We start from the raw sequence: 22688 nt of genomic DNA on the forward strand, positions 1-22688 counted from the left end.
GCGCTGAGATCCCCCCACGTCGCCGCCGCATCGCGGTATCGGAGCTGCGATGCGGCGGCGTCACCGCCTGCGCTTCGCCAGGCCGTAACGGTTCATCTTCAGCACGAAGGTCCGCAGCGGCATGTGGAGCGCCTCCGCCGCCCTCGTCTGCACCCCGCCCACAGCGGCGAGCGCCTCGGCGATGCGCGTGCGCTCGAGCTCCCTCACCTCCTCGGCGAGCGGCCGGAACGCCCGGCCAGCGCCCCTCGCGGAGGGCGCCGCGCGGGAGGCCGGCGCCACCGAGGGCGGGATGCCCTCGGGGCGCGGCGGCCCCGCCGCGAGCGCAGCGGGCAGGTGCCCGCGCTCGACGATGCGCGCGGTGACCGTCGCCGCGATGTAGTCGATGACGTTCTTCAGCTCACGCACGTTGCCCGGCCACGCATAGGCCGTGAAGAGCTCCGTCGCCTCCGTCGACAGGACCATCTCCTCGCGCCCCGCGCGCGCGCACGCGTCAGCCAGGAACGCCCGCGAGAGCGCGAGGATCTCGCGGGGGCGCTCCCGGAGAGGGGGCAAGATCACCGTGGCCGCGCCGAGGCGATAATAGAGATCTTGCCGGAAGCGGCCCGCCTTGACCTCCCCCTGAAGATCCTTGTGCGTGGCGGCGACGACGCGGATGTCGACCTCGCGCTCGCGCACGTCGCCCAGCCGGAGGATCCGCCGGGTCTCGATCGCGCGAAGGATCTTCGCCTGGGCGCTCGCCGAGAGATCGCCTATCTCGTCGAGGAAGACGGTCCCCCCGCTGCCGTGCTCCAGGAGGCCCGGCTTCGGGCCCGCAGCGCCGGAGAACGCGCCGCGCTCGTAGCCGAAGAGCTCGCTCTCGACCAGGCTCTCGGGCATCGCGGCGCAGTTGAGCGTCACGAGCGGCCGCTTCGCGCGCGGAGACCACTCGTGCAGCGCGCGCGCCGCGCTCTCCTTTCCGGAGCCCGTCTCGCCGGTCACCAGCACCGGCAGGTCCGTCGCCGCGAGGCGCCGGATCAGATCGAACACGCGCACCATGGCCGCGTCGGCGAGCACCGTGCGCTGCCCGCCGAGCTCCAGCGTGGTCACCGCCTCCGCCGCGGTCGCCGGGCGCCCGGGGCGCGCGACCTCCGCGGCGGCCCGGGCCGACGCGACGAGCGTGTCCGCGTCGCAGCCGTCCGCCGGCGCCGTCGCCACGCCGACCTTCGGCGCCGCGGCGACGGCGTGTACGGCGTCGACGAGCCGCTGCACGGCGTGGCCCGCCGCCGCCGCGTCCGCCTCGGGCAAGAGCACGAGGAGGCGGTCGTCGGCCTCGAAGCCCGCGAAGTCGGTCACCGCGAGCTCCCGCTCCAGCGCGCCGGCGACGACCTCGCGGGCCGAGGCCGCCCCGAGCTGGACGGCGATCACCGTCGCCGGCCGATCGTGGCGCAGCGCCCTGTCGATCTCCCCCTCGATCCTCCGCCGCAGCTCCGCGATCTCGAGGACCTGCCGGCTCTTCGCGGGGCGCGGGCACCGCATCACAACGACCGCCTCGCCGATCGACACAACGTCGCCCGAGCCGAGCGGCCTCGCGCCGTCGACGCGGACGCCGTTCAGCAGGGTGCCGTTCCGGCTGCCGAGATCCACGAGCTGCGCGCGCCCGTCGAGCAGCACGATCTTCGCGTGCTCCCGCGACGCCGCGGTGTTGCGGAGGCGCACGTCGGCCCGCGGCCCGCGGCCCAGGAGCACCACGCCGCTCCGCGGCAGGCGGAGCACCGACGAGGAGCTCCCCTGCACCACGAGCAGGTACGAGCCGCCCTCGTCGGCCCCGCGCGGCGCCTCGTCTGTTCGGGTCGGGCCGCCGGACGCGGTTGCCTCGCTCATCCTCTCGCGGCCGACTCTCTCATTGCGGCGCCGGGGCGCGCAAGGCTCCAGGTCGGCGCGGAATCCGGCGCGGAATCCGGCGCGGAATCCGGCGCGGAATCCGGCGCAGAATCGCGCGCACCGCGTGGTAGGCTCGCCGCCCGCAGGCCGGGCACTGCAGAGCGATTCGATGCAGCGGACGCCCCCCAGCAATGCGCGATTCTCGATCGGCCGCCGCCTCGGCGAGGGCGCGTTCGGGGCCGTCTACGAGGCGCAGGATCGCGAGCGGGGGGCGCGCGTCGCGTTGAAATCGCTCCACCGCCTCGACCCGGTCGCGCTCTACCGGTTCAAGCGCGAGTTCCGCGCCCTGTCCGAGGTCGTCCACCCGAACCTGGTCACGCTCCACGAGCTGTTCTCGGAGGACGAGCAGTGGTTTTTCACGATGGACCTCATCGAGGGCATCGATTTCCTCTCCTCCGTGCGCGGCTCATCGGCCCGCGGCGCCCGAAGCGCCTCGGCGCCCAGCCCCTCCGCACCCAGCCTCGCCCGGGACGACCCGGACGCGACGGAACCGGACCTGTCGGCGGCGCGGCCCCATCCGGCCGCCGGCGACGCCGGGCGCGACCCGGCCGCCGCCGCGCCGTCACGCTGGGGGCCGCTGAGGAGCGCGCTCCTCCAGCTCGCCCAGGGCCTCGCCGCGCTCCACGCGGCCGGCAAGCTCCATCGCGATCTGAAGCCCTCGAACGTGCTCGTGACGCGCGAGGGGCGCGTCGTCATCCTCGACTTCGGCCTCGTGGCGGAGCTCTCGAGCGGCTCCATCGACCAGAGCGGCAGCCACATCGCGGGGACGCCGGCGTACATGGCGCCGGAGCAGGCGAAGGCCGGCTCCCTGTCGCCCGCCTGCGACTGGTACGCGGTGGGCGTCATGCTCCACGAGGCGCTCACCGGGCGCCGGCCCTTCGAGGGCGGGGCGCTCGACGTCATCCTGCGAAAGCAGGTGGAAGAGCCGCCTCGTCCGAGCGCCCTCGCGCCGGGCGTCCCGGAGGACCTCGACGCCCTCTGCGCGGAGCTCCTGCGCCGCGCCCCCGACGAGCGGCTCCCGGCGCCCGAGGTGCTCCGGCGGCTGCTGCCGCCGAGCGGCGACGCCCGCGGCAGCGCCGGCGCGCCGCCGCTCGCCGAGGCGCGCCCGGGGCCGCCGGCCGGGAGCGGCGCGCCGTTCGTCGGGCGGCAGCGGCACATCGACGCGCTGCGCGCGGCGTTCGAGCGGGCGAGGGGAGGGCGCGCGACCACCCTGCACATCCACGGCGCGTCGGGCACGGGCAAGACCGCGCTCGTCCGGCGCTTCCTCGACGACCGCGCGCGAGCGGACGACGCCGTGATCCTCGAGGGCCGGTGCTACGAGCGGGAATCCGTCCCCTACAAGGCCGTCGACAGCCTGATCGACGCGCTCAGCCGCCACCTCTCGCGCCTCCCCAGGCTGGAGGCCGCCGAGCTCATGCCGCGCGACGTCCACGCGGTCGTGCGCCTCTTCCCCGTGCTCGGGCAGGTCGACGCGATCGCCCGGGCGCCGCGGCGCGAGATCGAGCCCCCGGACGCCCGGGAGCTCCGCCGGCGCGGGTTCGCCGCGCTCCGCGAGATCCTCGCGCGGATCGCGGATCGACGGCCGCTCGTCCTGTTCATCGACGACCTCCAGTGGGGGGACGCCGACAGCGCCGCGCTGCTCACCGACGTCCTCCGCGAGCCCGACGCGCCCGCGCTCCTGCTGCTGCTCTGCTACCGGAGCGAGGACGCCGCGCGGAGCGAGCTCCTCGCGCGGCTGCTCCCGCCAGCCCCGGGCGACGGGGACGAGGGCGACGTGCGCTCCCTGGCCGTCGGCGCGCTCACCCCCGAGGAGGGGCGCGCCCTCGCGCTGGCCTTCCTCGGCGGCGGCGCCCGGGCCGTCGCGCAGGCCGACGCGATCGCGGCGGAGGCGGCCGGGAGCCCGTTCTTCGTGATCGAGCTCTCGCGCGACGTGCAGGGCCAGGCCGCGCCGGAGTCGGCGCGCGGCGCGGACGACGGCGGCGTCCGGCTGGGATCGGTCCTCGCGAACCGCCTCCTGCGCCTGCCCGCCGAGGCGAGGCGCCTGCTCGAGGTCATCGCCGTGTCGGGCAAGCCGCTCGACCTCCGCGACGCCCGGCAGGCCGCGGCGCTCACCCCCGAGCAGGAGCGGGCCGCGCTCGCGGCGCTCCGGGCCGGCAGCGTCGTGCGCGCGCGCGGGCAGCACGGCGAGCAGGAGCTCGAGGCGTTCCATGACCGCATCCGCGAGGCGGCCCTCGCGCAGCTCGGCGCGGCGGAGCTCGCCGAGGTCCACCTGCGGCTCGCCGCCGTCCTGGAGGCCTCGGGGCGGGCCGACGCGGACGTGCTCGCCGTGCACTTCCGCCGCGCCGGGCGCCCCGGCGAGGCGGCCCGTTACGCGGTCCTTTCGGGCGACCGCGCGGCCGAGGCGCTCGCCTTCGATCGCGCCGCGGAGCACTTCGCCGCCGCGCTCGAGGCGGCGCCGGCCGGCGCGGGGGAGGCGCGCGCGCTGCGGGTCAAGCTCGCGCAGGCCCTGCGCAACGCCGGCCGCGGCGCGGAGGCGGCCCGGGCGTACGCCGCCGCGGCCGAGGGCGCGCCGCCGCGGGAGAGCCTCGATCTGCGGCGGTGCGCCGCCGAGCAGCTGCTCGTGAGCGGCCACATCGAGGAGGGCAGGCGCGCGCTCCGGGGCGTCCTAGCGGCCGTGGGGATGCGCCTCGCCGAGCGCCGGTGGGCGGTGCTGCTCTCGCTCCTGTTCTTCCGCCTGCTCCTGCGCGTGCGCGGCTTCCGCTTCCGGGAGCGCGACGCCCGCGATCTGCCGGCCGAGACGCTGGCGCGCCTCGACGTCTGCTGGTCGGCCTCGGTCGGGCTCGCCATGGCCGACGTCCTCCAGGGCGCCGAGTTCCAGGCGAGGCACCTCCTCCTCGCGCTCCGCGCGGGCGAGCCCTACCGCCTCGCCCGCGCCATCGCGACCGAGATCGCGCACCTCGGCACGGACCACGTCGTGGGGCGCCGCCAGGCGCACCGGCTCTACGGCACGGCGGCGGCGCTCGCGGAGAAGGTCGGCGACCCGTACCTCATCGCCTTCAACAAGGGCATGCTCGGCGTCGTCGAGAGCCTCTCCGGGCGCTGGGCCGAGGGGCTCGAGCTCTGCCGCGAGGCCGAGGACCTCCTGCGCGCGGGGTGCGCGGGCGTCGCGTGGGAGCTGGGCACCACGAGCCGGTTCATGATGGTGGCCCACTACCACCGCGGCGAGCTCGACGCGCTGGCCCGCCTCGCGGCGCCGCGCTGCGCCGACGCGGACGCGCGCGGCGACCTCTACGCGGCCAGCTTCTTCCGGGTGGGGCTCACGTACATCGTGCCGCTCGCCGCGGACCGGCCGGACGCCGCGCGCGACGAGGTGCTGGGCGCCATGGCGCGCTGGCCGCGCCGCGCGTTCGATCACCTCGACTGCCTGGAGACCGTGGCGCTCGGGCGCATCGATGTCTACGCCGGCGCGCCGCTCGCGGCGCTGAGGAGGATCGAGGACCGCTGGCGCAAGATCGCCTGGTCGTTCCTGCCGAGGTTCCAGTACTACCGCGTCCTGATCCATCACCTGCGCGCGTCCGCGGCGCTGGAGGCCGCCGCGCGCGACGGCGCCGGCGACGCGCGGCTCGGCCGGGCCCTCCTCCGCGGCGCGGCGCGCGACGCCCGGCGGCTGTCGCGCGAGGGCGCGCCGTGGGTCGCTCCGATGGTGATGTCCCTGCGCGCCGCCATCGCGGCGCAGCGGGGCCAGGCCGCCTCGGCGCTGTCGCTCCTCGCGGCGGCCGCGGCCGCGTTCGACGAGCGCGGGATGGCCCTCTTCGCCGCCTGCGCGCGCCGCCGCCGCGGCCAGCTCCTCGGCGGGGACGAGGGCCGCTCCCTGGTCCAGGCCGCGGACGCGTGGATGGCGGGCCAGGGCGTCAGGAACCCGGCGCGCCTGGCGGCGATCTTCGCGCCGGGGTTCCCGTGAGGTCGATCTCCACGGTGTGCACCGCGGCCATCGCCGGGGAGGTCCGGAGCGCCGAGAGCAGCGGGCTCGCTCCGGCGTCCTCGGGGCGGTAGGCGACGATCAGCAGGAGCGCGGCCGGGTCCGGCGAGGCCATGATCTCCGCGAGCAGCGACGCGCTCTCCGCGTCGCCCCCGTGGGCGTCGTCGATGAACACGACGACGGCGCGCCGGTCGGAGAGCCGCCCGAGCAGGTCGCGCAGCGCGGCCGAAGCGCGCGCCCGGAGCCGCTCCTCGCCCTCCTCCGCCGCGCCCCGCGGCGCCGCGAGCGGCGGCGACGCGCGCACGGCCGGGACGCGCGCGAGCACGGGAAAGACGCGGGCGAGCGCCGCGGCGCCGCGGGGCATGAGCGCGGCGGCCTCCCCCGGCGGGGTCCGCACGAGGTGGCGGCTGAGCGCGTCGATCGCGCCGTCGAGCGCCCTGAACGGCACCTGCTCGCGCTCGTGGCACCTGCCCTCGAGCACGAGCGCGTCCCCGGCCTCGCCGTCGAGGAACGCGCGCACGAGCGCGCCCCCGTCCGCCCCGGCGGCGCCCTGGACGAGGACCAGCCCCGGCCGCCCCTCCCGCACCCGCGCGAGCGCGCCGGCGAGCGCCTCGAGCTCCCGCGGCCGCGTCGCCGGCGCCTCCTCCGCCGCGCGCGACGGGCCGCGGCCGCCGCGACCGACCGGGCTCGCCGGGCCGGGGGGCGCCGCCGCGAGATCACCCGCCGCGCCGAGCCGCCGCACCACCTCCGCGCCGGAGGGGCGCCGCTCCGGCGCCGCGCACAGCAGATCGGCGACAAGGTCGGCCAGGTCGTCCGGCGCCCACGGCGCGACGTCGCGGAGCCGGGGCGGCGCGGATCGCTGCTTCTCGGCGAGGACCTCGATCGACGTGCCCGTGAAGGGCGGCGTCCCTGCCAGCGCCTCGAAGAGCATCACGCCGAGCGCGTACCAGTCGGCGCTCGGCGCCGCGGCGCTCGCGCCCACCTGCTCCGGCGCCATGTAGCGCGGCGTCCCGACGAGCTGCTCGGCGTCGGTCGCGCTCTGCCCGCTGCCGCTGGTCGAGAGGCGCGAGGCGATGCCGAAATCGAGCACGACGGCGCGCCCCTCGGCCGTGACGAGCACGTTGGAGGGCTTCACGTCCCGGTGCACGAGCCGCGCCGCGTGGACCGCCTGGAGCGCCCGCGCGACCTGGACGAGCGAGGACCGCACCCGCCCGAGGTCCGCGGGCGCCTCCGCGCCGGCGGCGCGGGCAGGAGAGGGCGCGGGCGGATGCTCGACCTGCTCCTCCAGCGTGGCGTCGAGATCGATCCCCTCGTCCGGGGGCGCGGTGCTGGTCAGGCTGGGCCACGAGGCGGCGCCGCCCGCGGCTCCCTGCCCGCGCACGTGGGTGAGCCAGTCGACCCCGCGCACGAGCTCCATGGTGAAGAACCACTCGTCCCCGCTGCCGATGAGCTCGTGAAGCCGGACGAGGTTGTCGTGGGTGACGTCCGCGAGCGCCCGGAACTCCCGCTTGAAGCGGTAGAGGGCCGAGGCGCCCACGCGCGCGAGCGCCTTCAGGGCGACCCGCTCCCCGCGCTCGCGATCGATCGCCTCGTACACGATCCCGAAGCCACCTGCCCCGAGCCGCCGGACGATCTGAAAGCGCTCGGGGACATGCCGCATGGACGGGCCACGTGAGGTGAGGTTCCTTATCGGATCGTATCAGGCCGCGGCGCGGGGCGGCCACGCCGAACCGTGGACCGAGACGAGCGGGCCGGACGGTACGCGGCGCGGAAGCGGAAGCGGTACGTCGCCCCGAGGGGCTCCTCGACGCTGATTGACAATGCACCGGCGGCTCCCGCATCCTGACCACCCCGCGACCCCCGAGGCCTTGAGCCGCAGGAGATGCAATGAGCACCGTCCTCCACCGTCTGGAACAGTGGGCCAACGAATCTCCTGACGCGCCGGCCCAGCGCTTCAAATCTCAAGGCGAGTGGAAGACGCTCACCGCGCGCGAGTACCGTGACCGGGTTCACCACCTCGCGCTGTTCCTGGAGTCCAGGGGCTTCGACGCGAGCCAGGTCGGCGCGATCCTCTCGTACAACTGCCCGCAGTGGGTCCACGTCGACCTGGCGGCGCTGCTCGTCGGGGGCAAGTCGGCGGGCCTCTACCCGAACTCCACCGCGAAAGACATCCAGTACATCCTGAACCACACCGAGGCGACGCTGCTCTCGGTGCAAAACAAGGAGTACTTTCAGAAGATCTCCGGAGAGAAGGGCGAGTATTCCGTCCCTGACAGCGTGAGTTGGATCCTCGTCTTCGACGGCGACACATCGATCTCTCCCAAGGCGATCTCGTACGAGCAGGCCCTGGCCGAGGGCCGCGCGCTCGCGGGGCAGCCGGGCGCGAAGACGTTCGCCGACTACCTGGCGAAGATCGACCCCAGGGCCGGCGCGTTCCTGATCTACACCTCGGGCACGACGGGCAACCCCAAGGGGGCCATGCTCTCGCACGACAACCTGGCTTACACGGCCGACATGGCCGTGAAGTACTGGAACCTGCCGTTCGCGCGCGGCACGATGTTCTCGTTCCTCCCGCTCTGTCACATCGCCGAGAAGCTCCAGTGCGTCGGGGCGGGCCTTACCCAGCGCTACACCGTCAACTTCTGCTCGAAGTTCGAGAACGTCTCGAGCGAGCTGCCCGAGGTGCAGCCCACGCTGCTGCTCTGCGTGCCGCGGCTCTGGGAGAAGATGATGGAAGGCGTGATGGCGAAGGTGCGCGGCGGCAAGGGCGCCAAGAAGAAGCTGGCCGAGTGGGCGCTCGCCGTGGGCGCCCGCGTGGCCCAGGCGAAGTACGCGCAGCGCGCGCCGAGCGCGCTCGACGCCTTGCAGCTCAAGCTCGCCGACAAGCTCGTGCTGGGCAAGGTGCGCGCGGCGCTCGGCCTGGGCAAGGCCGAGGTGCTCGCCTCGGGCGCGGCGGCGCTCGCGCCGCACATCTCGACGTGGTTCCGCGCGCTGGGCCTCGAGATCCTCGAGGACTTCGGCCAGACCGAGTCGACAGGCGTCATCTGCATGACCGAGCCGGGCATCGAGAGCGCGGGCACCGTGGGCAAGCCCGTGCCGGGCGTCGAGTTCAAGCTGGCCGAGGACGGCGAGATCCTGACCCGCGGCCGGCACGTGTTCGTGGGTTATTACAAGGACAAGGCGGCGACGGAGGCCGCGCTCGAGGACGGCTGGCTGCACACGGGCGATCTCGGCGAGTGGAACGACCGCGGACAGCTCAAGATCCGGGGCCGCAAGAAGGAGATCCTCAAGACCTCGGGCGGCAAGATGATCGCGCCGCTCCCGATCGAGGAGCGGCTCAAGGCGGCGGAGATCATCAGCCAGGTGTGCATGGTGGGCGACGGCCGCAAGTACATCTCGGCGCTGATCACGCTGACCGAGGTCAAGCTCGCCGAGCTGAAGGAGCGGGGCGCCCTGGGCAGCGACGCCGCGATCACGAGCCCCGAGGTGGTCGGCCAGGTGAAGGCGCACGTCGACGCGCTGAACGCGGAGCTCGCCAGCTTCGAGCAGATCAAGCGGTTCACGGTCCTCGGCCGCGAGTTCTCGGTGCAGGACGGCGAGATGACGCCGACGCTCAAGATGAAGCGCAACGTGATCGAGCAGCGCTTCCGCGGGACCATCGACGAGATGTATCCCGCCGAGTGAGCGGGGGCCGCCGGCCCCGCCGGCGGGCGGCCGGCCGGCGAGCGCCCCGCGGCGCTCGTCCGGCCCTGGACGAGGCGCCCCGCGGCGCGTTCGTCGAGCGCCCGCTCGATCAGAGAACGTCGGGCTGCCGCTCATCTCCCGGAGGGATGCGCGCGGCCGTTTCATGTGGGAGGGAAAAGCCATGAGTTCACCGAGAAGCCACCTCGTGCTCGTGCCGGGCTTTGCGGGTTTCGATATCCTGGGTTCGATCGTCTATTACAGCGGTGTCACGGAGATCCTCCGAAACACGGATACCGGGCCGTATCAAGGCCCGCTCTCGGTGCATTGCTTCCCGAACCTGCCCACGGCGAGCGTGGACACCCGCGCGCACGCGCTCCTCCGCTGGCTCGCGGATCGGTTCAGGCAGGGGGTGTTCCATGGGGGCGCGGGCCGCGGCCAGCGGGACTGCGTCCACCTCGTGGGCCACTCGACAGGCGGGCGGGACATCAAGACGCTGATGCTCCTGCTCCTGGCCGAGACCGAGCAGAAAGGGTCTGTCTACGGCGTCCCGGTGGAGCGCATCCTCGAGAGCGTCTGCTCGATCCAGTTCCTCTCGACGCCGCACCGCGGGACGAACCTCGCCCACGTCCTCCACCGGAGGCAGCCCCTCCTCACGGGCCTGGCCGGGGCCCTCCACTGGTGGCTCCGCCTGGCTGGCCCGAAGGACGCGAGCTCCGCGGCCCGCCGCGCGAAGACGCTCCTGCAGGTGTTCGGCCAATCGGACGGCATCGTCCGCGCCGCCCTCGACACGATCGAGCGCTTCCACGCGCTGCCGTGCGACGACCTCGCCAGGGCCGAGGCGCGCGGCGAGTACTTCAACGTGCTCCGCTGGCTGCTGCACGTCGCCGAGGACACCGAGGCCTTCGAGGATCTCGATCCCCTGCCGCTGTCAGGCCGGCCGTCGCGCGAGGAGCGCTGGTCCAGGCACGGCCTGTCCGCGCGCGGTATCGGCGCCTGGCCGCGCGAGCTCGCGGCCTCCATCAAGAGCGCGAAGCGGACCAGGAAAGCCAGCCTCCTCGGGGCGGAGCTCGAGGAGGAGCTGAGCAAGTACTACGAGGACCGGGGCATCGCGCTCCGGTCGATCGTCACCCGGGCAAAGCGTGACCCCGGCGGCCCGTTCCTGGGCGCCTTTGGCATCTTTCACGGCATCACGGCCAACATCAAGGAGCCGAAGGTGGTCGAGGCCCTCGGGCCGCCCTGCTCCGTGCCACGGTTCGAGAACCCGACCCAGACCGAGCCGCTCACGCCGGAGATGAACGACGGGATCGTCAACTGCGTATCGATGGTCTATCCGGACACGAAGCGCAGCTTCCTGGTCGACGCCGACCACGCCGACGTGATGGGCCATTATCGGTTCATCGCCCCGGAGGACGGCGACGGAGCGGACCCGAAATACGGCGGATACGACCTGTTCCAGTCCCGGTCGACCTTCGATCAGGCCGAGTTCGACAGGTTATGGAGCAGCATCGGGCAGTTCGCCATGAACAGCGACAGGTGCGCCGCCGCGGCGCGCCGCAGCTCGGCCGTCGCCCCCGTGGAGGTGCCGGCGGTGTCGCCGGCCTCGGTGTCGCCGGCCTCGGCGCCGGCGGTGACCCATTTCCGCGCCGAGCCGTCGGACCCGGAGGGCGGCGCGTAGGCACCCCCGTCGCCGGGGGCGCTCCGAGCACCGAGCACGTTGAAACCCGGAGAATTTTCACAGGGAGGCGGGGAGGCGGGGAGGAAGAAGAAAATGAATTTCTCCCTCTTGCCGTCTCTCGCTCCCCGCCTCCCCGTGAAATTCCTGCTCTTTCTTGTGGTTTCAACCCGTTTGTCGCTCCGGGCCGCCTCCGTGAATCAGGCCTTCGCGAGGTAGGCTTCGAGCTCGTCGGCGCCGCCGATGTGCTTGCCGTCGATGAAGATCTGCGGGGTCGAGCCCTTGCTGCTCACCGCGCGCAGGCGGCGCGGCGAGGCCGCCACCTCCTCGTAAGGGATCTTCCGCGCGTCGAGGAGCCGCTTCGCCTTGGTGCAGTAGCCACAGCCCGGCTTCGTGAACAGCAGCACGTCGTGCGGCGACTCCGACGACGGATCCAGGTACTTCAGCATCGTGTCCGCGTCCGACACATCGAAGGGATCCCCCTCCACCTCGGGCTCGATGAACATCTTCTTGATCACGCCGTCGTCGACAAGCATCGAGTAGCGCCACGAGCGCTTGCCGAAGCCGAGGTTCGCCTTGTCGACGAGCATGCCCATCTTCTCGGAGAACTCCCCGTTCCCGTCGGGCAGGAACTGGACCTTGTCCGCCTCCTGCGCCTTGCACCACTCATCCATCACGAACGCGTCGTTCACGGACACACACGCGATCGTGTCCACCCCGCGCCGCTCGAACTCCTCCGCGAGCTCGTTGTAGCGCGGCACGTGGCTGCTCGAGCAGGTCGGCGTGAAGGCGCCCGGCAGCGCGAACACAACCACCTTCTTGCCGGCGAACACGTCCTTGGTGCTCACGTCCTTCCACTGACCGTCGACACGCGTACGAAACGTGACATCCGGAACGCGCTGCCCTTCGAGGTTCTTCAGCATGACTGACGTACTCCTCCCGTGCTCTCCTCGTTGCCATCCGCGACGGCAACCTTGTCCAGCGTCGTGCGGCGCTCCACGCGGCGCTCTCGGGCCGGCGAGAACGTAGCCCCCAGCCTCGACGCCGGCCAGCGCGACGGCGAGCGCGACCGAGGGCCGCGCCGCCATGGCGAGCTCGACCGACGGCCGCGCCGCGAAGGCTGCTCGCCCGGGCGACGGCGACCGCGCGCGCCAGAGGAGGCGCCCCGCTGGGCAACCCCAGCGCCGCCGCGGGGCGAGGCGTCAGCCGCCCCGCGCCAGATCCACCGCGCGCCAGAGGTACCAGCTCGCCGCCGTGCGGTACGGCTTCCACCGCGCGCCGCGCTTCTCGAGGTCCGCGCGCGCCGGCGGCTCGGGCCGCTTGAACGCGAGCGCGAAGCCCTTGCGGATGCCGTAGTCGTCCACGGGCAGCACGTCCGGGCGGCCGAGGCGGAACATGAGGAGCATCTCCACCGTCCACCGGCCGATGCCGCGCACCCGCGTGAGGCGCTCGATGATCGCCTCGTCGGCCATGCCGTGGACCTCGGCGAGCGTGGGGAGCTCGCCGTCCTCCGTCTTCCGCGCGAGGTCGCGCAGCGCGAGCAGCTTCGCCTGCGAGAGGCCGGCGCCGCGGAGCTTCTCGTCGGAGGCGCGCAGGAGCTGCGCGGGCGTGGGGCCCTCGTGCGCTCGCGGGAAGAGCGCGCGCACGCGCCCGAAGATGGTCGCGGCGGCCTTGCCGGTGAGCTGCTGGTAGACGATCGACTCCGCGAGCGCGAGGAAGAGGCTCGACGTCCTGTCGATCCGCATGGCGAACGGCCCGACCGCGTCGATGACGCGCGCGAGCGCCGCGTCGGACGCGCGCAGGTGCTCGACGGCGGCGCCCGGATCGAAGCCGAGGTCGCCGCCGGGCGCGGCCTCCGGAGCGCCGCGCGCCTGGCCGCCCTCGATCGCGAGGAGGCGGAGCTTCGTCGTGACGCCGCCGTTCGCGGAGAAGCCGCCGGCCTTGCCGCCGGCCGCGAGCACGCGGTGGCACGGCACGATGATCGCGAACGGGTTCCGCCCGAGCGCCTGCCCCACGGCGCGCGCCGAGCCGACCGCCCCGAGGCGCGCCGCGACCTCGCCGTAGGTCAGCGTCGCGCCCGGCGGGATGGTGCGCGCGACCTCGTAGACGCGGCGGTGGAACGGCGGCACCCGCTCCATGTCGAGCGCGACGGCGGACAGGTCGCTCGCCTCGCCGCGCAGGAGCGCGACGATCGCGTCGACCGCGCGCTGCACCTCGGGCGGCGGCGCCGCCGCCCGGGCGCCCGGGAGGCGCTGGAGCAGGCGCGACCGCGTCTCGGGCTCGCGCGCCTCGGGGAGCTGCAAGGCGGCGACGCCGCGCTCGCCCCACGCGATGCCGCAGCGGCCGATCGCCGTGTCGAACAGGAGGAAGCCGTGTGCCGCTACTGTCATGGGGTCCTCGCGGGCAGGCGGGGCGCCCGCGTCCGGCGGCCATCCTAGGAGCGCGCGGCGAGGCGATCTTGGAAGATCTTGCGATCCCCCCGCGCCGCCTTCCGGAAGCCGCGGGGCGAGACGCCGGCCGCGCGGCGGAAGGTGCGGACGAAGTTGGAGAGGTCGCCGAACCCGACGTCGAGCGCGATGTCGGTGATCGACCGGGCGCCGTCGGCGAGGAGGCGCGCCGCGCGGCGCAGGCGGGCGCGGACCAGGTACTGGTGCGGGGTCACGCCGACGACCTTCCCGAAGACCCGCAGGAAGTGGAACGGGCTGAGCCCGGCCTCCCGCGCCGCCCCCTCGAGGTCGATCGGCTCGTGCGCGTGCTCGTCCAGCCAGAGCGCCGCCTCGACGGCGCGGCGGCGGTCGCGCGCCCCGGTGTCCGGCGGCCTTCGCTTCCGGCCGGAGGCGACCTCGACGAAGCGGGCGGCGAGGAGCACCCCCACCTCGTCGACGCCGATGTCGCTCCTGCCCTCGGCGGCCGCCTGCGCGAGCTCGCCGAGCACCATCAGCTCGGGCACCGGCGGCAGGCCGCCGGCCCGGAACGCGCCGGCGCCGTCGCCGAGGGCCTCGACGAGCGCCGGCGCGAGCTGGAACGAAAGGCACTCGTCCCCGACGACGTGCTCGTGCGAGCACGTGTACTCGTCGCCGGGGTGGCCGACCAGGACCGACCCGGCCACGAGCTCGAACGCCTGCCCCCGGACGCGGTAACCGAAGCTGCCCTCGCGCACGTAGGAGACGGAGAAGCCGCGGTGGAGCTCGGCGAACGGCGCGTCCCCGGGTCCGGAGCGGCACCGGTAGTCGACCACCGAGATGGCGTCGCCCCGCACCAGCGTCGTGACGTCCATGGGTCAACGAATGTACTTGCGGCGGCGAGGCCGGGCAACGCGCCCTGCGCCCGTGCTGCGCCGCCGCGCGGCGCCGCGCCCGTCGTCAGCGCCTCCGGGATGGGTTGCGCGACGTCCTCGCTCACGTACTGACGACGTCTCGATCGGACCGGTTGAGCGTCACCCCTGTCGGATCGGACGTCGCGACGGCGCTCTGGGCGGCTATCGCGACCTCGGCAGGAGCCAGCCATGCGGGCGGGGCGCCCGGCACCTCGACGCCGACGACGACACGCACCGCCGCGAGCGCCGCTGCCTCCGCGAGCGGGAAGCTGCGCCGCCAGACCAGCGAGCACGATTGCCGGTCGCCGTCGACGTGCAGCGTGTCCAGCACGAGATCGAGCGGCTGCCCCTCCGTGACGCCGAACGCGGAGAGGCCATGGACGCGCGCGAGGGCGCGCGCCCCCGGGAGCCGCGTCCGCAGCGCCGCGAGCGTCGGGTGGAGCCCCGCGAGCACGAGCCACTCGTCGCCGACCAAGGCTTCGACGCGCTGATCGGGGGGGGCCGCCTGGAAGTAGCTCCAGTCGAAATCGTCGGGGATCTCGAGGATGGGCCCCTCGAGCGCCTTGTGGGGCGTACGCCCGAGCAGCCGCCTGCGCGACGGCCACACGCTCCCGAGCGGCGCGAAGCCCGCCGGGCGGTCGCGCCGCGAGGGATCCAGGACGGCCGGGCGATCGGTGCCGAACGGGTTGTCGGCCATGCCGAGCCCCCCGAATGCGCGCTCGTAGGCGAGCGGGATCGCCTTCTCCGCGCCGCCGGGCTCGATCGAGAGCGCCTTGTCGAGGATCGGGCGCTCGCCGGCGAAGAGCGCGAGGCGCACGGAGAAGGGCGCCGCGGGCGGGCCCGGCGGCGCGTACGCGTGGCCCGTGAAGAACACGTCGATGCGCGCGAGGTAGGGCGCGAGATCGCTCGTCAACCGGACGCTGCGGCCCGGGTGGTTGTGATGGTGGATGTCGGCATCGATGATTTTTTGCGGCTCGACGGGGATCATCGGTGCGCCGTCGACGAAGGCGAAGGTCGCCTTGGCGATCACCGTGAGGTGGAGCCGCCCCCGCGCGCGCCACATCACCCCCGCCGCCGCCGTTCCGGAAGGCCCCGCAATCGCGCTGGGAACGGGCGGGTCCTCGGGCTTCACCGCGCCATGAGAGCACCGGGGCATCGCGAGGGTCAATCCTCGAAGCCGGGGAGCGGCTCGTAGTCTTGAGTTGGGTCGTCCTCCTCGCCGGGCTCGGCGCAGGCCGGCTCGTCGCCGCCCTCGCCGGCGCCGCCAGACTCGTGGAGCAGCCCATCGAACGGCCCGGGGAGCGGCTCGTCCTCGTCCGCCTCGAGCAGCGCGTCCATGCCCTCCACCTCGCCGGTCTCCAGGTAACGCTCCCACGCGCCGGGGTGATCCCGGGCGCAGAGCGCCGAGAGCGCGGCGACGCCGAGGCGCACGATCGGCTTGCCATCGGTGCTGCTGCGGGGCCGCGCCCTCAGGTCGCGCGGGGCGTACACCGTGAGCTCGAGGGGCGCCGCGTCCGCCACGTGGTAGTGGACGTACTCCCGGAGCTCTCCGCCCTTCTGGATCGTCACGCGCTCCCGGTCGAACGTCCAGCCGAGCGCCCGAACGTGCCGCTCCAGCGCCTCCTCGTCGGCGGGGAACACGTGCAGATCGACGTCGCTGCCGCGGCGGATATGGCCGGTGGAGACCGAGCCGATGAGCCGCGGCGAGAACGGCGCGAGCGCGCGCATGGCCTCCAGCGCCACGATGCGCAGCGCGAAGAGCCGGCGCGTCCGCTGGTTCCCCTCGGCGCGCTCGGCGAAGAGGAGCAGCGCCTCGCGGATCTCGCCGTTCGAGGGCAGGTCCGCGGGCCGGTAGCGCGCCCGCCGCCCCTCCACCTGGCCGAGGATCCGCTTCGCGGCCATCCGCTTGGCGGTGAAGTACTGGTCCACGCCTTCCTCGTACATGAGGCGCGCGGCCTCCGCGGCGATGCGGGCCCGCAGCCCGCCGAAGCGCTCGGCGCTCATCGCGCCACCCGCGCCACCCGCGCCGCGCGCGCTGCCGGCGCCTCCGCCGCCCGCGCCGGCGCTTCCGCCGCTTGCGCCGGCGCCGCAGCTCGCGGCGCCGCCGCCCGCGCCGGCGCCGCGGCGACCGCCGGCTCGAGGGCTTGCCGCAGCCGGAGCATCGCGCCGCCGACCACCCGGTCGCCCCGCGGCGCCCCGAACAGGCGCTTCTGCACCACCTGCTGCGCCACGCCGAGGCGGCGCGCGATCTCGCCCTGCGAAAGGCCGTCGAAGAAATACGCCTCGACGACCTCCCGCTGCTTCGCCGTCAGCGCCGTCTCGACCGCGTCCCGCACCGCCGCGCAGAGCCGCGCTCGCCCGGGCGGCTCGGCCTCGCCGCCCCAGAGCCGGCGGTCGTCGCCCCAGCGGTCGACGTCGTCGCAGAGGACCTCCCGGCGGACCTTGCGCTCAGGCGAGCGGCTCCTTTCGCAGGTCATCGGAGGGGGCGGGCTCGCCGCCGATCGAGAGGAGGGTCCAGTCTGCGCCGTCGAGCAGGAGCTCCACGGCGGCCTCGGGGCGGAGCACGGTCGCCTCGGGCGAGCGGCCGCCGACGTCCCAGCGGCGGAGCCGCGCGAGGTCCGCGAGCGCCTTCGTGCGCCGCAGGCGCCGCTTTGTCGCGCCGGGCGCGCGCAGCAGGTGGAGGTGGTGCCGCACGAGCCAGACGATCCGCGGGCACACGAGCTCCGCGAGCACGTCGGCCCCCTCCTCGGCGTGGTCGGCGCAGGCGAACGCCTTGCCGACGTCGTGGAGCAGGGCCGCGGCCCAGAGCGAGCGATCCGCTGTCTCGCGGCGGGCCAGGTCGAAGACCTGCAGGGAATGGAAGAGCGCGTCGCCCTCGGGATGCCAGCGCGGATCCTGCGGCACGCGGTCGAGGGCGAGGAGGAGATCGAGGAGGTCCTTGTGCATCGACGGGGGGGCGGTCAGGCCGCCCGCGGGCTGCGGGCGAGCGGTGCCACTTCACCCTGGGGCGCGGTCACACCCACCGGGAGGCCCCGCGCGCCAGGCGAGCCGAAGCATAGCGCGGGCGCCCCCTGCGCCAGGGCTCAGGGAGTGAACAGAGTGGCCGAGCGCTTCCTCGGCCCGGTGGGCGGGTGCGCGACCGTCTCCGCGGTCTGACGTGTGCCTGGGGCCTCCAGGCGGACCAGCCTGAGCACGGTGCCCCCGACGACGATCTGGCCGTTTTGCGGGAGCAAGGCGCTCGTGATGCGCTGATCGTCGATCTTGGTCCCGTGGGTGCTCCCCTGGTCGATCACGCGCACCTCATCCGCTCCGACGACGATCGTCGCGTGTTTTCGCGACACCTTCGGATCATCGAGGCGGATGAAGCAGTCGGGCTCTCGCCCTACCGTGAACTCTCCAGGGGGGAGCACGAACCGCCGACCTGCGAGGGGCCCGTTGCACACGAAGAGCTCGTGGGTGATCGAGGTGTTCCCGCCCGACGCCGGGATGGTGGGCCGGAGCGGGGCCTTCGCGATGCGCAGCCGCCCCTCGTACTTCTGCGTCCACATCTGCGGGGTTTGCCGGCCTCCCTCGGCCTTGATGCTCGCTTGCACGTACTCGCAGAGCTCGTGGACATCCACGTATCCGTCTCGGTCCAGATCGGCTGTGCCGGTCGACAGGCCCTCGACGATGTGGCGGGTGAAGATCGACTGCGGGGGCACCCCCACGGGCTGGTCGGCCTGCCACGCCAGCTGGACCGACGTCGTGGCGGAGATCACGACGCGACCCGAGCCGTCTCCCATGAACGTCCCGGCGATGTCGACGCTGTCCTGCTCGCTCTTGGCGGAGTTCTCGTACGCGCCGCTGTAGCAGCAGTCGAGGATCAGGACGATGCGCTTCGCGGGGCACTGATCGATCTGGCGGCTGATCCAGGCCGCGTCGACCGAGGTCGCGCTGAAGAGCTCTTTCTCCGTGTCGTGTGTGGCGAGGTGGAGGTGACCCCAGTCGTCCTTCAGGCCATGACCGGAGTAGTAGAGGACGAGCAGATCCTCTGGATGGCGGCGATGGAAGAGCGCGCCGATGGCCTTCCGGACTTCGAGCTGGCTGCCATCGACGCAGCGCTGGACGCGAAAATCGCCGATGTCCGGGTTTCCCATCGTGTCGGCGAGCTTCGATGCGTCGAGGGCGGGCGCCTGGAGCGAGCGCAACCTGCCGTCCGCATACATTCCGTTCGCGATGATGAGCGCGATGCGGTCCCGTCCGCCCAGCACAGGATCTCTGTCCATGGCTGTCATTTGATTGTGCTGATGCGGCGCGCGAGGTCGAGCACTTCCTTCTCCCCGAGCGGCTTGTCCGAGGTGAACTCGACCTCCAGACCGTTCTTCCCCCGGATGCGAATGCGGCGCCTCGGCGCGCGGACGACCCACTCATTGACGAGCTGAATCACCTGGGGAAGCACCGCGGGGAGCGCGGCGAGCGCGATGGCGCCGACGGTGAACGCGTCTCCCTTCGCGTTCCTCGGGAGGTGGCCTTCAACGGCGCGGCGCGGGGTCGCGCCCGCGGTGCCGATGTCCCGCATCAGGCTCTCGAGCATCGCGTCCAGCTGGTCCGCCTCGACATCGGCGTCGTGAAATTTGAACTGCATGTCCATTGGCCATGCACCTCCTCGCTGTTACGAGTCGCCGAGGAGCGTATCAGCGCGCGCTGGCAGGTGCCAGGCGCGCGCGCGGGATCGCGTGGTGAACGCGCCGTCGTCCTCGACCTGCGAAGCGCGCCTGAAGCCTGCTTCGCGAGCGTCCAGCACATCTCATATCCATGCTGATCCCTCCGAGAGAGGCGTCTCGGATCCGTGCAGGCCGGTCAGCCGCGAAGGTGCTCCTCGTGCTTCGTCGTGACTGGAAAGCGGTGCGGGAGATCGCGTCTCCGCGGTCGGCTATCCTGCCCCTCGTGCTCTCCCGCGCCCGCCCCTCCGATGCCGCGATCCGCGCCTTCCTCGCTCGCCAGGCGGGCCGGCCGCTCTCGTACGCGGAGGTCGGCTGCACCGGCGCTGGCGATGGCCGCCCGCGGCCGCCTGCCCGCTTCAACGTCGACCACCACCGCGCGGTGCTCGGCCAGGGCACAGCGCTCTTCGACCGCGCTGTCGAGGCGATGCGGCGCTGGGCGCAGTTCCGGCTCGGCTGGGTCGAGCTCTGTTATCCCGACGCTCCCCTGATGGCCGGCGTCACCGTGGCGATCCTCGTCCGCGTGCTCGGGATTCACTGGCTGAATGCGTGCCGGATCGTTTCCACGGTCGATGAGACGAGCGGCCCTGTGCGCCGGTTCGGCTTCGCCTACGGGACGCTGGAGGAGCACGGCGAGCGCGGCGAGGAGCGCTTCCTCGTCGAGCACGACGAGCATTCCGGCGAGGTCGCCTACGACATCTTCGCCGTCTCCCGGCCGAACCACCTCCTCGCCCGGCTCGGCTATCCCTACGCGCGCCGGGTCCAGGGGCGCTTCGCCCGCGACTCCATGCGCGCCATGCGCAGCGCCGTGACCTCGCCGCCGTGAGGCGCGCCGGCAGCGGAGCGGTCCCCGTGATCGGGCCCCGCGCGCCGAGCTCCCTTCACCACATCACGCGAGGGCCCGCACTGCCATCCGCCGGCACCCGGAATCGCATCCTGCGCAGCGCCTCGAAGCTCCGCAACTCCCGGCGCCGCCTCTCCTGGGAGCCCCGGGAGCCGGGGATCGGACGAGCGCCCCTGCACGGCGGCTCGTTGAAGTGAAAAATCATACAAAAGTTCCTGCGGTGCCTCGTCCGGAAGTAACCCAGCATGTAGATCTGCCTGCGGGGCCTCATCTAAAAGTAAGACATCATGCAAGTTTGAGTACGCACGCGCCTCCCGATGAAGTGCAGCATACAAACCTGCCCGCGGCGGCTCGCTCAGGTTCGCGGGCGCGGGCGACTCTGCATGATGCCTCACCAGATTACAGGCGATGACCGGCCACTTTCGCTCGTGATGACCGCTGCTTATGGTCCGCGATATGGCGAGAACGAAAAGCCGACAAGAGAGTGCCCCGCCGGCGGATGCGGCGGGAGACGAGCAGACCCGGAGCTACGAGGCCCTTTACAGGCAATACCTGCCGATGGCAGCGGAGATCCCGGAGGCCGAGGTGCAGGGGTGCCGCGCCGACCCGCGCATCGTGCTGGTCAATGTGAAGCGCGGCGTCGCGGCGGTGTGCGGCACCAGGAAGCAATCCCAGGCCGTGAGCGAGCACCTGCCCAGCATCCCTCTGAAAGAGGTGCTGCAGCTGCCGGACATCGCCAGGGCGCTCCTCTTCGCCTCGCGCGAAGCGCTGCCGCGCACGGCGAGCCCGAGGGAGATAGAGCGGGCGCTCCAGGAGATCAGCGGCCCGCGCGAGGAGCTGCTGACGCAGGCGGAGCTCTTCGCCCGGCGCGGGCTGCTCGACAAGGACCGGGTCGCGCAGATCCGGGCCGGCACCGGCAAGTACGATATGGCCCGGGACGGGATGGAGCTCGCGACGCTGTTCCTGCGGCACGCGGGCGCCCTGAAGGGGCTTCACCCGTTCACGCGGGAGGAGATCGAGAAGCTCGGGCGCACGAGCGAGTGGCTGCTCGAGAACCTGACCCCGAACGGCGCGCGGGTCGAGGTGAAGAAGAAGGAGAGATCGCCCGCCGAGGACGCGCGAGATCGGCTGTGGACCCTGATCGTGCGGCGTCACCAGCACCTCCGGAGGATCGGGTACTATTTCCACGGCGACGACTTCGAGCAGATCACGCCGCGCCTGCTCGCGCGGGCGCAACCGGCTCAAGGCGGGGGACAGCAGCAGGACCCGGAAGCGCCCGCCCCGATCGACGGCGACGAGGTCGAGCAAAGCACGGTCGGAGACGAGGCCGTGCAGCAGGGGAATCCCTAGAACACCGATTGCGTTGAAACCCGGAGAATTTTCACAGGGAGGCGGGGAGGCGGGGAGGAAGAAGAAATGAATTTCTCCCTCTTGCCGTCTCTCGCTCCCCGCCTCCCCGCCTCCCTGTGAAATTCCTGCTTTTTATCGTGGTTTCAGCCCGTTTGTCGCTCCAGCCTCGACTCGGTCGTCGACGGCATGGCCCCGCCGGTCACGCCCTCTCCTTCACGAACTCCACGAGATCCGACAGGCTCGCTCCCGTCGCGTCGGCGCGCACGCCGAGCTCCTCGGCCGGCAGGCCCAGGCGGTTGACCCAGAACGTGGGATAGCCGAACCACCGGGCCCCCGCGGCGTCCCAGCCGGCGAAGGCGACGAACGCGATCTCCTCGCGCGTGAGGCCGAACGCGTCGAGCGCCATCCGGTACGCGCGAGGATCCGGCTTGTACGTCCTCGCCCCGTCCGTGCTGAGCACGTGCTCGAACAGGCCCCCCAGACCGGAGCTCTCGATGGCGGCCCCGAGCATCCTCGGCGTGAAGTTCGACAGGAACGAGAGCCGGATCCCCGCGCCCCTCAGCGCCCGGAGCGCCGGCAGCACGTCGGGCCACGCCCGGAGATCGAGGTAGGCGCCGAGGAGCCGCGCCCGCTTCTCCTCCCCGAGATCGAGCGCCAGCGCGCGCTCGGCGAACACAAGCGCATCCGCCGTCACCTGCCAGAAGTCGGCATACTCGTGGGACGCGACCCGGAGCCACGTGTACTCGAATTGCCGGGCGCGCCACGCCTCGCTCAGCGATGCCCCCTTGCCCGGACAGAGCTCCTCCGCGAGCGCCGCGATCGGGCGCGGATCGAAGATGGGAAAGGCGTCGAAGGCGACCGCCTTGATCTTCGACCCGGCCGCCGGCCGCGGCGGCGCCGGCCCGTGCTGCGCGGCACAGGAGGTGGTCCCGGCCGGGGCAGAGCCCAGGAAGCCCGCCGCGGCCGTGCCGGTCACGCGGTGGAGAAACTCACGACGATTCGTCAACATGCCAGCCTCCATCCGATCTTCCGACGTGAACCACGCGACCTGCGAGCGCGCGAGCGCGCGAGTGCCTGGGTGCGCGGGGTCGCGGGTGCGGGAACGCACGCGGGAGAGCATGCGCGGTCCGCCGTTGCCCGGGGATCCGCCATCGACGTAGACTCGCCATGCACCTTTGCATGGCGCGGAGCGCTCTCCGGCAGCAGCGCCCCGCGCCCCGGAG

The 22688-nt window shown here is 73.2% G+C and carries 17 protein-coding genes; 5 read left to right on the forward strand and 12 right to left on the reverse strand.

The window, feature by feature from the left end:
* Window positions 1-60: 60 nt before the first annotated feature.
* Window positions 61-1860 carry a sigma 54-interacting transcriptional regulator gene (locus WMF22_RS05050; protein ID WP_438035022.1) on the reverse strand — a complete coding sequence of 600 codons (1800 nt, stop codon included), beginning with the start codon at window positions 1858-1860 and terminating at the stop codon, window positions 61-63.
* A 169-nt stretch (window positions 1861-2029) separates the two neighbouring features.
* Here WMF22_RS05050 and WMF22_RS05055 point away from each other — a divergent pair, with 169 nt between their 5' ends.
* Window positions 2030-5881 (forward strand): serine/threonine-protein kinase, encoded by a 3852-nt coding sequence (locus WMF22_RS05055; protein ID WP_438035023.1) that lies wholly within the window; start codon window positions 2030-2032, stop codon window positions 5879-5881.
* On the opposite strand, the gene WMF22_RS05060 is transcribed toward WMF22_RS05055, so the two are convergent.
* Complete coding sequence (locus tag WMF22_RS05060; protein WP_438035024.1) at window positions 5832-7559, reverse strand: protein kinase domain-containing protein; 1728 nt, start codon at window positions 7557-7559, stop codon at window positions 5832-5834. The genes WMF22_RS05055 and WMF22_RS05060 overlap by 50 nt on opposite strands.
* 227 nt (window positions 7560-7786) lie before the next feature.
* On the opposite strand from WMF22_RS05060, the gene WMF22_RS05065 reads away from it, so the two are divergent.
* Both WMF22_RS05065 and WMF22_RS05070 read left to right on the forward strand, forming a co-directional pair.
* Window positions 7787-9583, forward strand: coding sequence for an AMP-dependent synthetase/ligase (locus WMF22_RS05065; protein ID WP_437297973.1), 1797 nt, complete (start codon window positions 7787-7789; stop codon window positions 9581-9583).
* Between the two features lie 181 nt (window positions 9584-9764).
* Complete coding sequence (locus WMF22_RS05070; RefSeq protein WP_438035025.1) at window positions 9765-11258, forward strand: hypothetical protein; 1494 nt, start codon at window positions 9765-9767, stop codon at window positions 11256-11258.
* 197 nt (window positions 11259-11455) lie between these two features.
* On the opposite strand, the gene WMF22_RS05075 is transcribed toward WMF22_RS05070, so the two are convergent.
* The 9 genes from WMF22_RS05075 to WMF22_RS05115 all read right to left on the reverse strand — a co-directional run bounded on the left by WMF22_RS05075 (window position 11456) and on the right by WMF22_RS05115 (window position 19195).
* On the reverse strand, window positions 11456-12178 hold the full coding sequence (locus WMF22_RS05075; RefSeq protein WP_438035026.1) for a glutathione peroxidase: 723 nt from the start codon (window positions 12176-12178) through the stop codon (window positions 11456-11458).
* A gap of 279 nt (window positions 12179-12457) precedes the next feature.
* The gene (locus WMF22_RS05080) at window positions 12458-13645 is read right to left on the reverse strand and encodes a methylated-DNA--[protein]-cysteine S-methyltransferase (RefSeq protein ID WP_438035027.1); all 1188 of its coding nucleotides are present in this window, start codon (window positions 13643-13645) and stop codon (window positions 12458-12460) included.
* A 44-nt stretch (window positions 13646-13689) separates the two neighbouring features.
* Window positions 13690-14532, reverse strand: a complete 843-nt coding sequence (locus WMF22_RS05085; protein ID WP_438035028.1) for a helix-turn-helix transcriptional regulator — start codon at window positions 14530-14532, stop codon at window positions 13690-13692.
* Between the two features lie 121 nt (window positions 14533-14653).
* Window positions 14654-15727 carry a DUF2169 family type VI secretion system accessory protein gene (locus WMF22_RS05090; RefSeq protein WP_438035029.1) on the reverse strand — a complete coding sequence of 358 codons (1074 nt, stop codon included), beginning with the start codon at window positions 15725-15727 and terminating at the stop codon, window positions 14654-14656.
* Between the two features lie 8 nt (window positions 15728-15735).
* Entirely contained in the window at window positions 15736-16575 is an 840-nt protein-coding gene (locus WMF22_RS05095; protein ID WP_437297979.1) for a nucleotide-binding enzyme, read from the reverse strand.
* Window positions 16572-17048: a sigma factor-like helix-turn-helix DNA-binding protein gene (locus tag WMF22_RS05100; protein WP_438035030.1), complete on the reverse strand. Its 477-nt coding sequence runs from the start codon at window positions 17046-17048 to the stop codon at window positions 16572-16574. The genes WMF22_RS05095 and WMF22_RS05100 overlap by 4 nt, the downstream gene beginning before the upstream one ends.
* A complete protein-coding gene (locus tag WMF22_RS05105; protein WP_437297981.1) occupies window positions 17020-17517 on the reverse strand; it encodes an HD domain-containing protein in 498 nt (165 codons plus the stop codon). Before WMF22_RS05105 ends, WMF22_RS05100 begins: the two co-directional genes overlap by 29 nt.
* Window positions 17518-17654: 137 nt before the next feature.
* Entirely contained in the window at window positions 17655-18836 is a 1182-nt protein-coding gene (locus WMF22_RS05110) for a caspase, EACC1-associated type (RefSeq protein ID WP_437297982.1), read from the reverse strand.
* A gap of 5 nt (window positions 18837-18841) precedes the next feature.
* The gene (locus WMF22_RS05115; RefSeq protein WP_437297983.1) at window positions 18842-19195 is read right to left on the reverse strand and encodes a hypothetical protein; all 354 of its coding nucleotides are present in this window, start codon (window positions 19193-19195) and stop codon (window positions 18842-18844) included.
* Window positions 19196-19431: 236 nt separating this feature from the next.
* Here WMF22_RS05115 and WMF22_RS05120 point away from each other — a divergent pair, with 236 nt between their 5' ends.
* Both WMF22_RS05120 and WMF22_RS05125 read left to right on the forward strand, forming a co-directional pair.
* Window positions 19432-20097 (forward strand): DUF1990 family protein, encoded by a 666-nt coding sequence (locus tag WMF22_RS05120; RefSeq protein WP_438035031.1) that lies wholly within the window; start codon window positions 19432-19434, stop codon window positions 20095-20097.
* 474 nt (window positions 20098-20571) lie between these two features.
* Entirely contained in the window at window positions 20572-21465 is an 894-nt protein-coding gene (locus tag WMF22_RS05125) for a hypothetical protein (protein ID WP_437297985.1), read from the forward strand.
* Window positions 21466-21664: 199 nt separating this feature from the next.
* On the opposite strand, the gene WMF22_RS05130 is transcribed toward WMF22_RS05125, so the two are convergent.
* Window positions 21665-22474 (reverse strand): haloacid dehalogenase type II, encoded by an 810-nt coding sequence (locus WMF22_RS05130; RefSeq protein WP_438035032.1) that lies wholly within the window; start codon window positions 22472-22474, stop codon window positions 21665-21667.
* Window positions 22475-22688 lie beyond the last annotated feature (214 nt).

It is taken from the genome of Sorangium sp. So ce204 (assembly GCF_051526795.1).
GTDB classification, from domain to species: domain Bacteria; phylum Myxococcota_A; class Polyangia; order Polyangiales; family Polyangiaceae; genus Sorangium; species Sorangium cellulosum_B.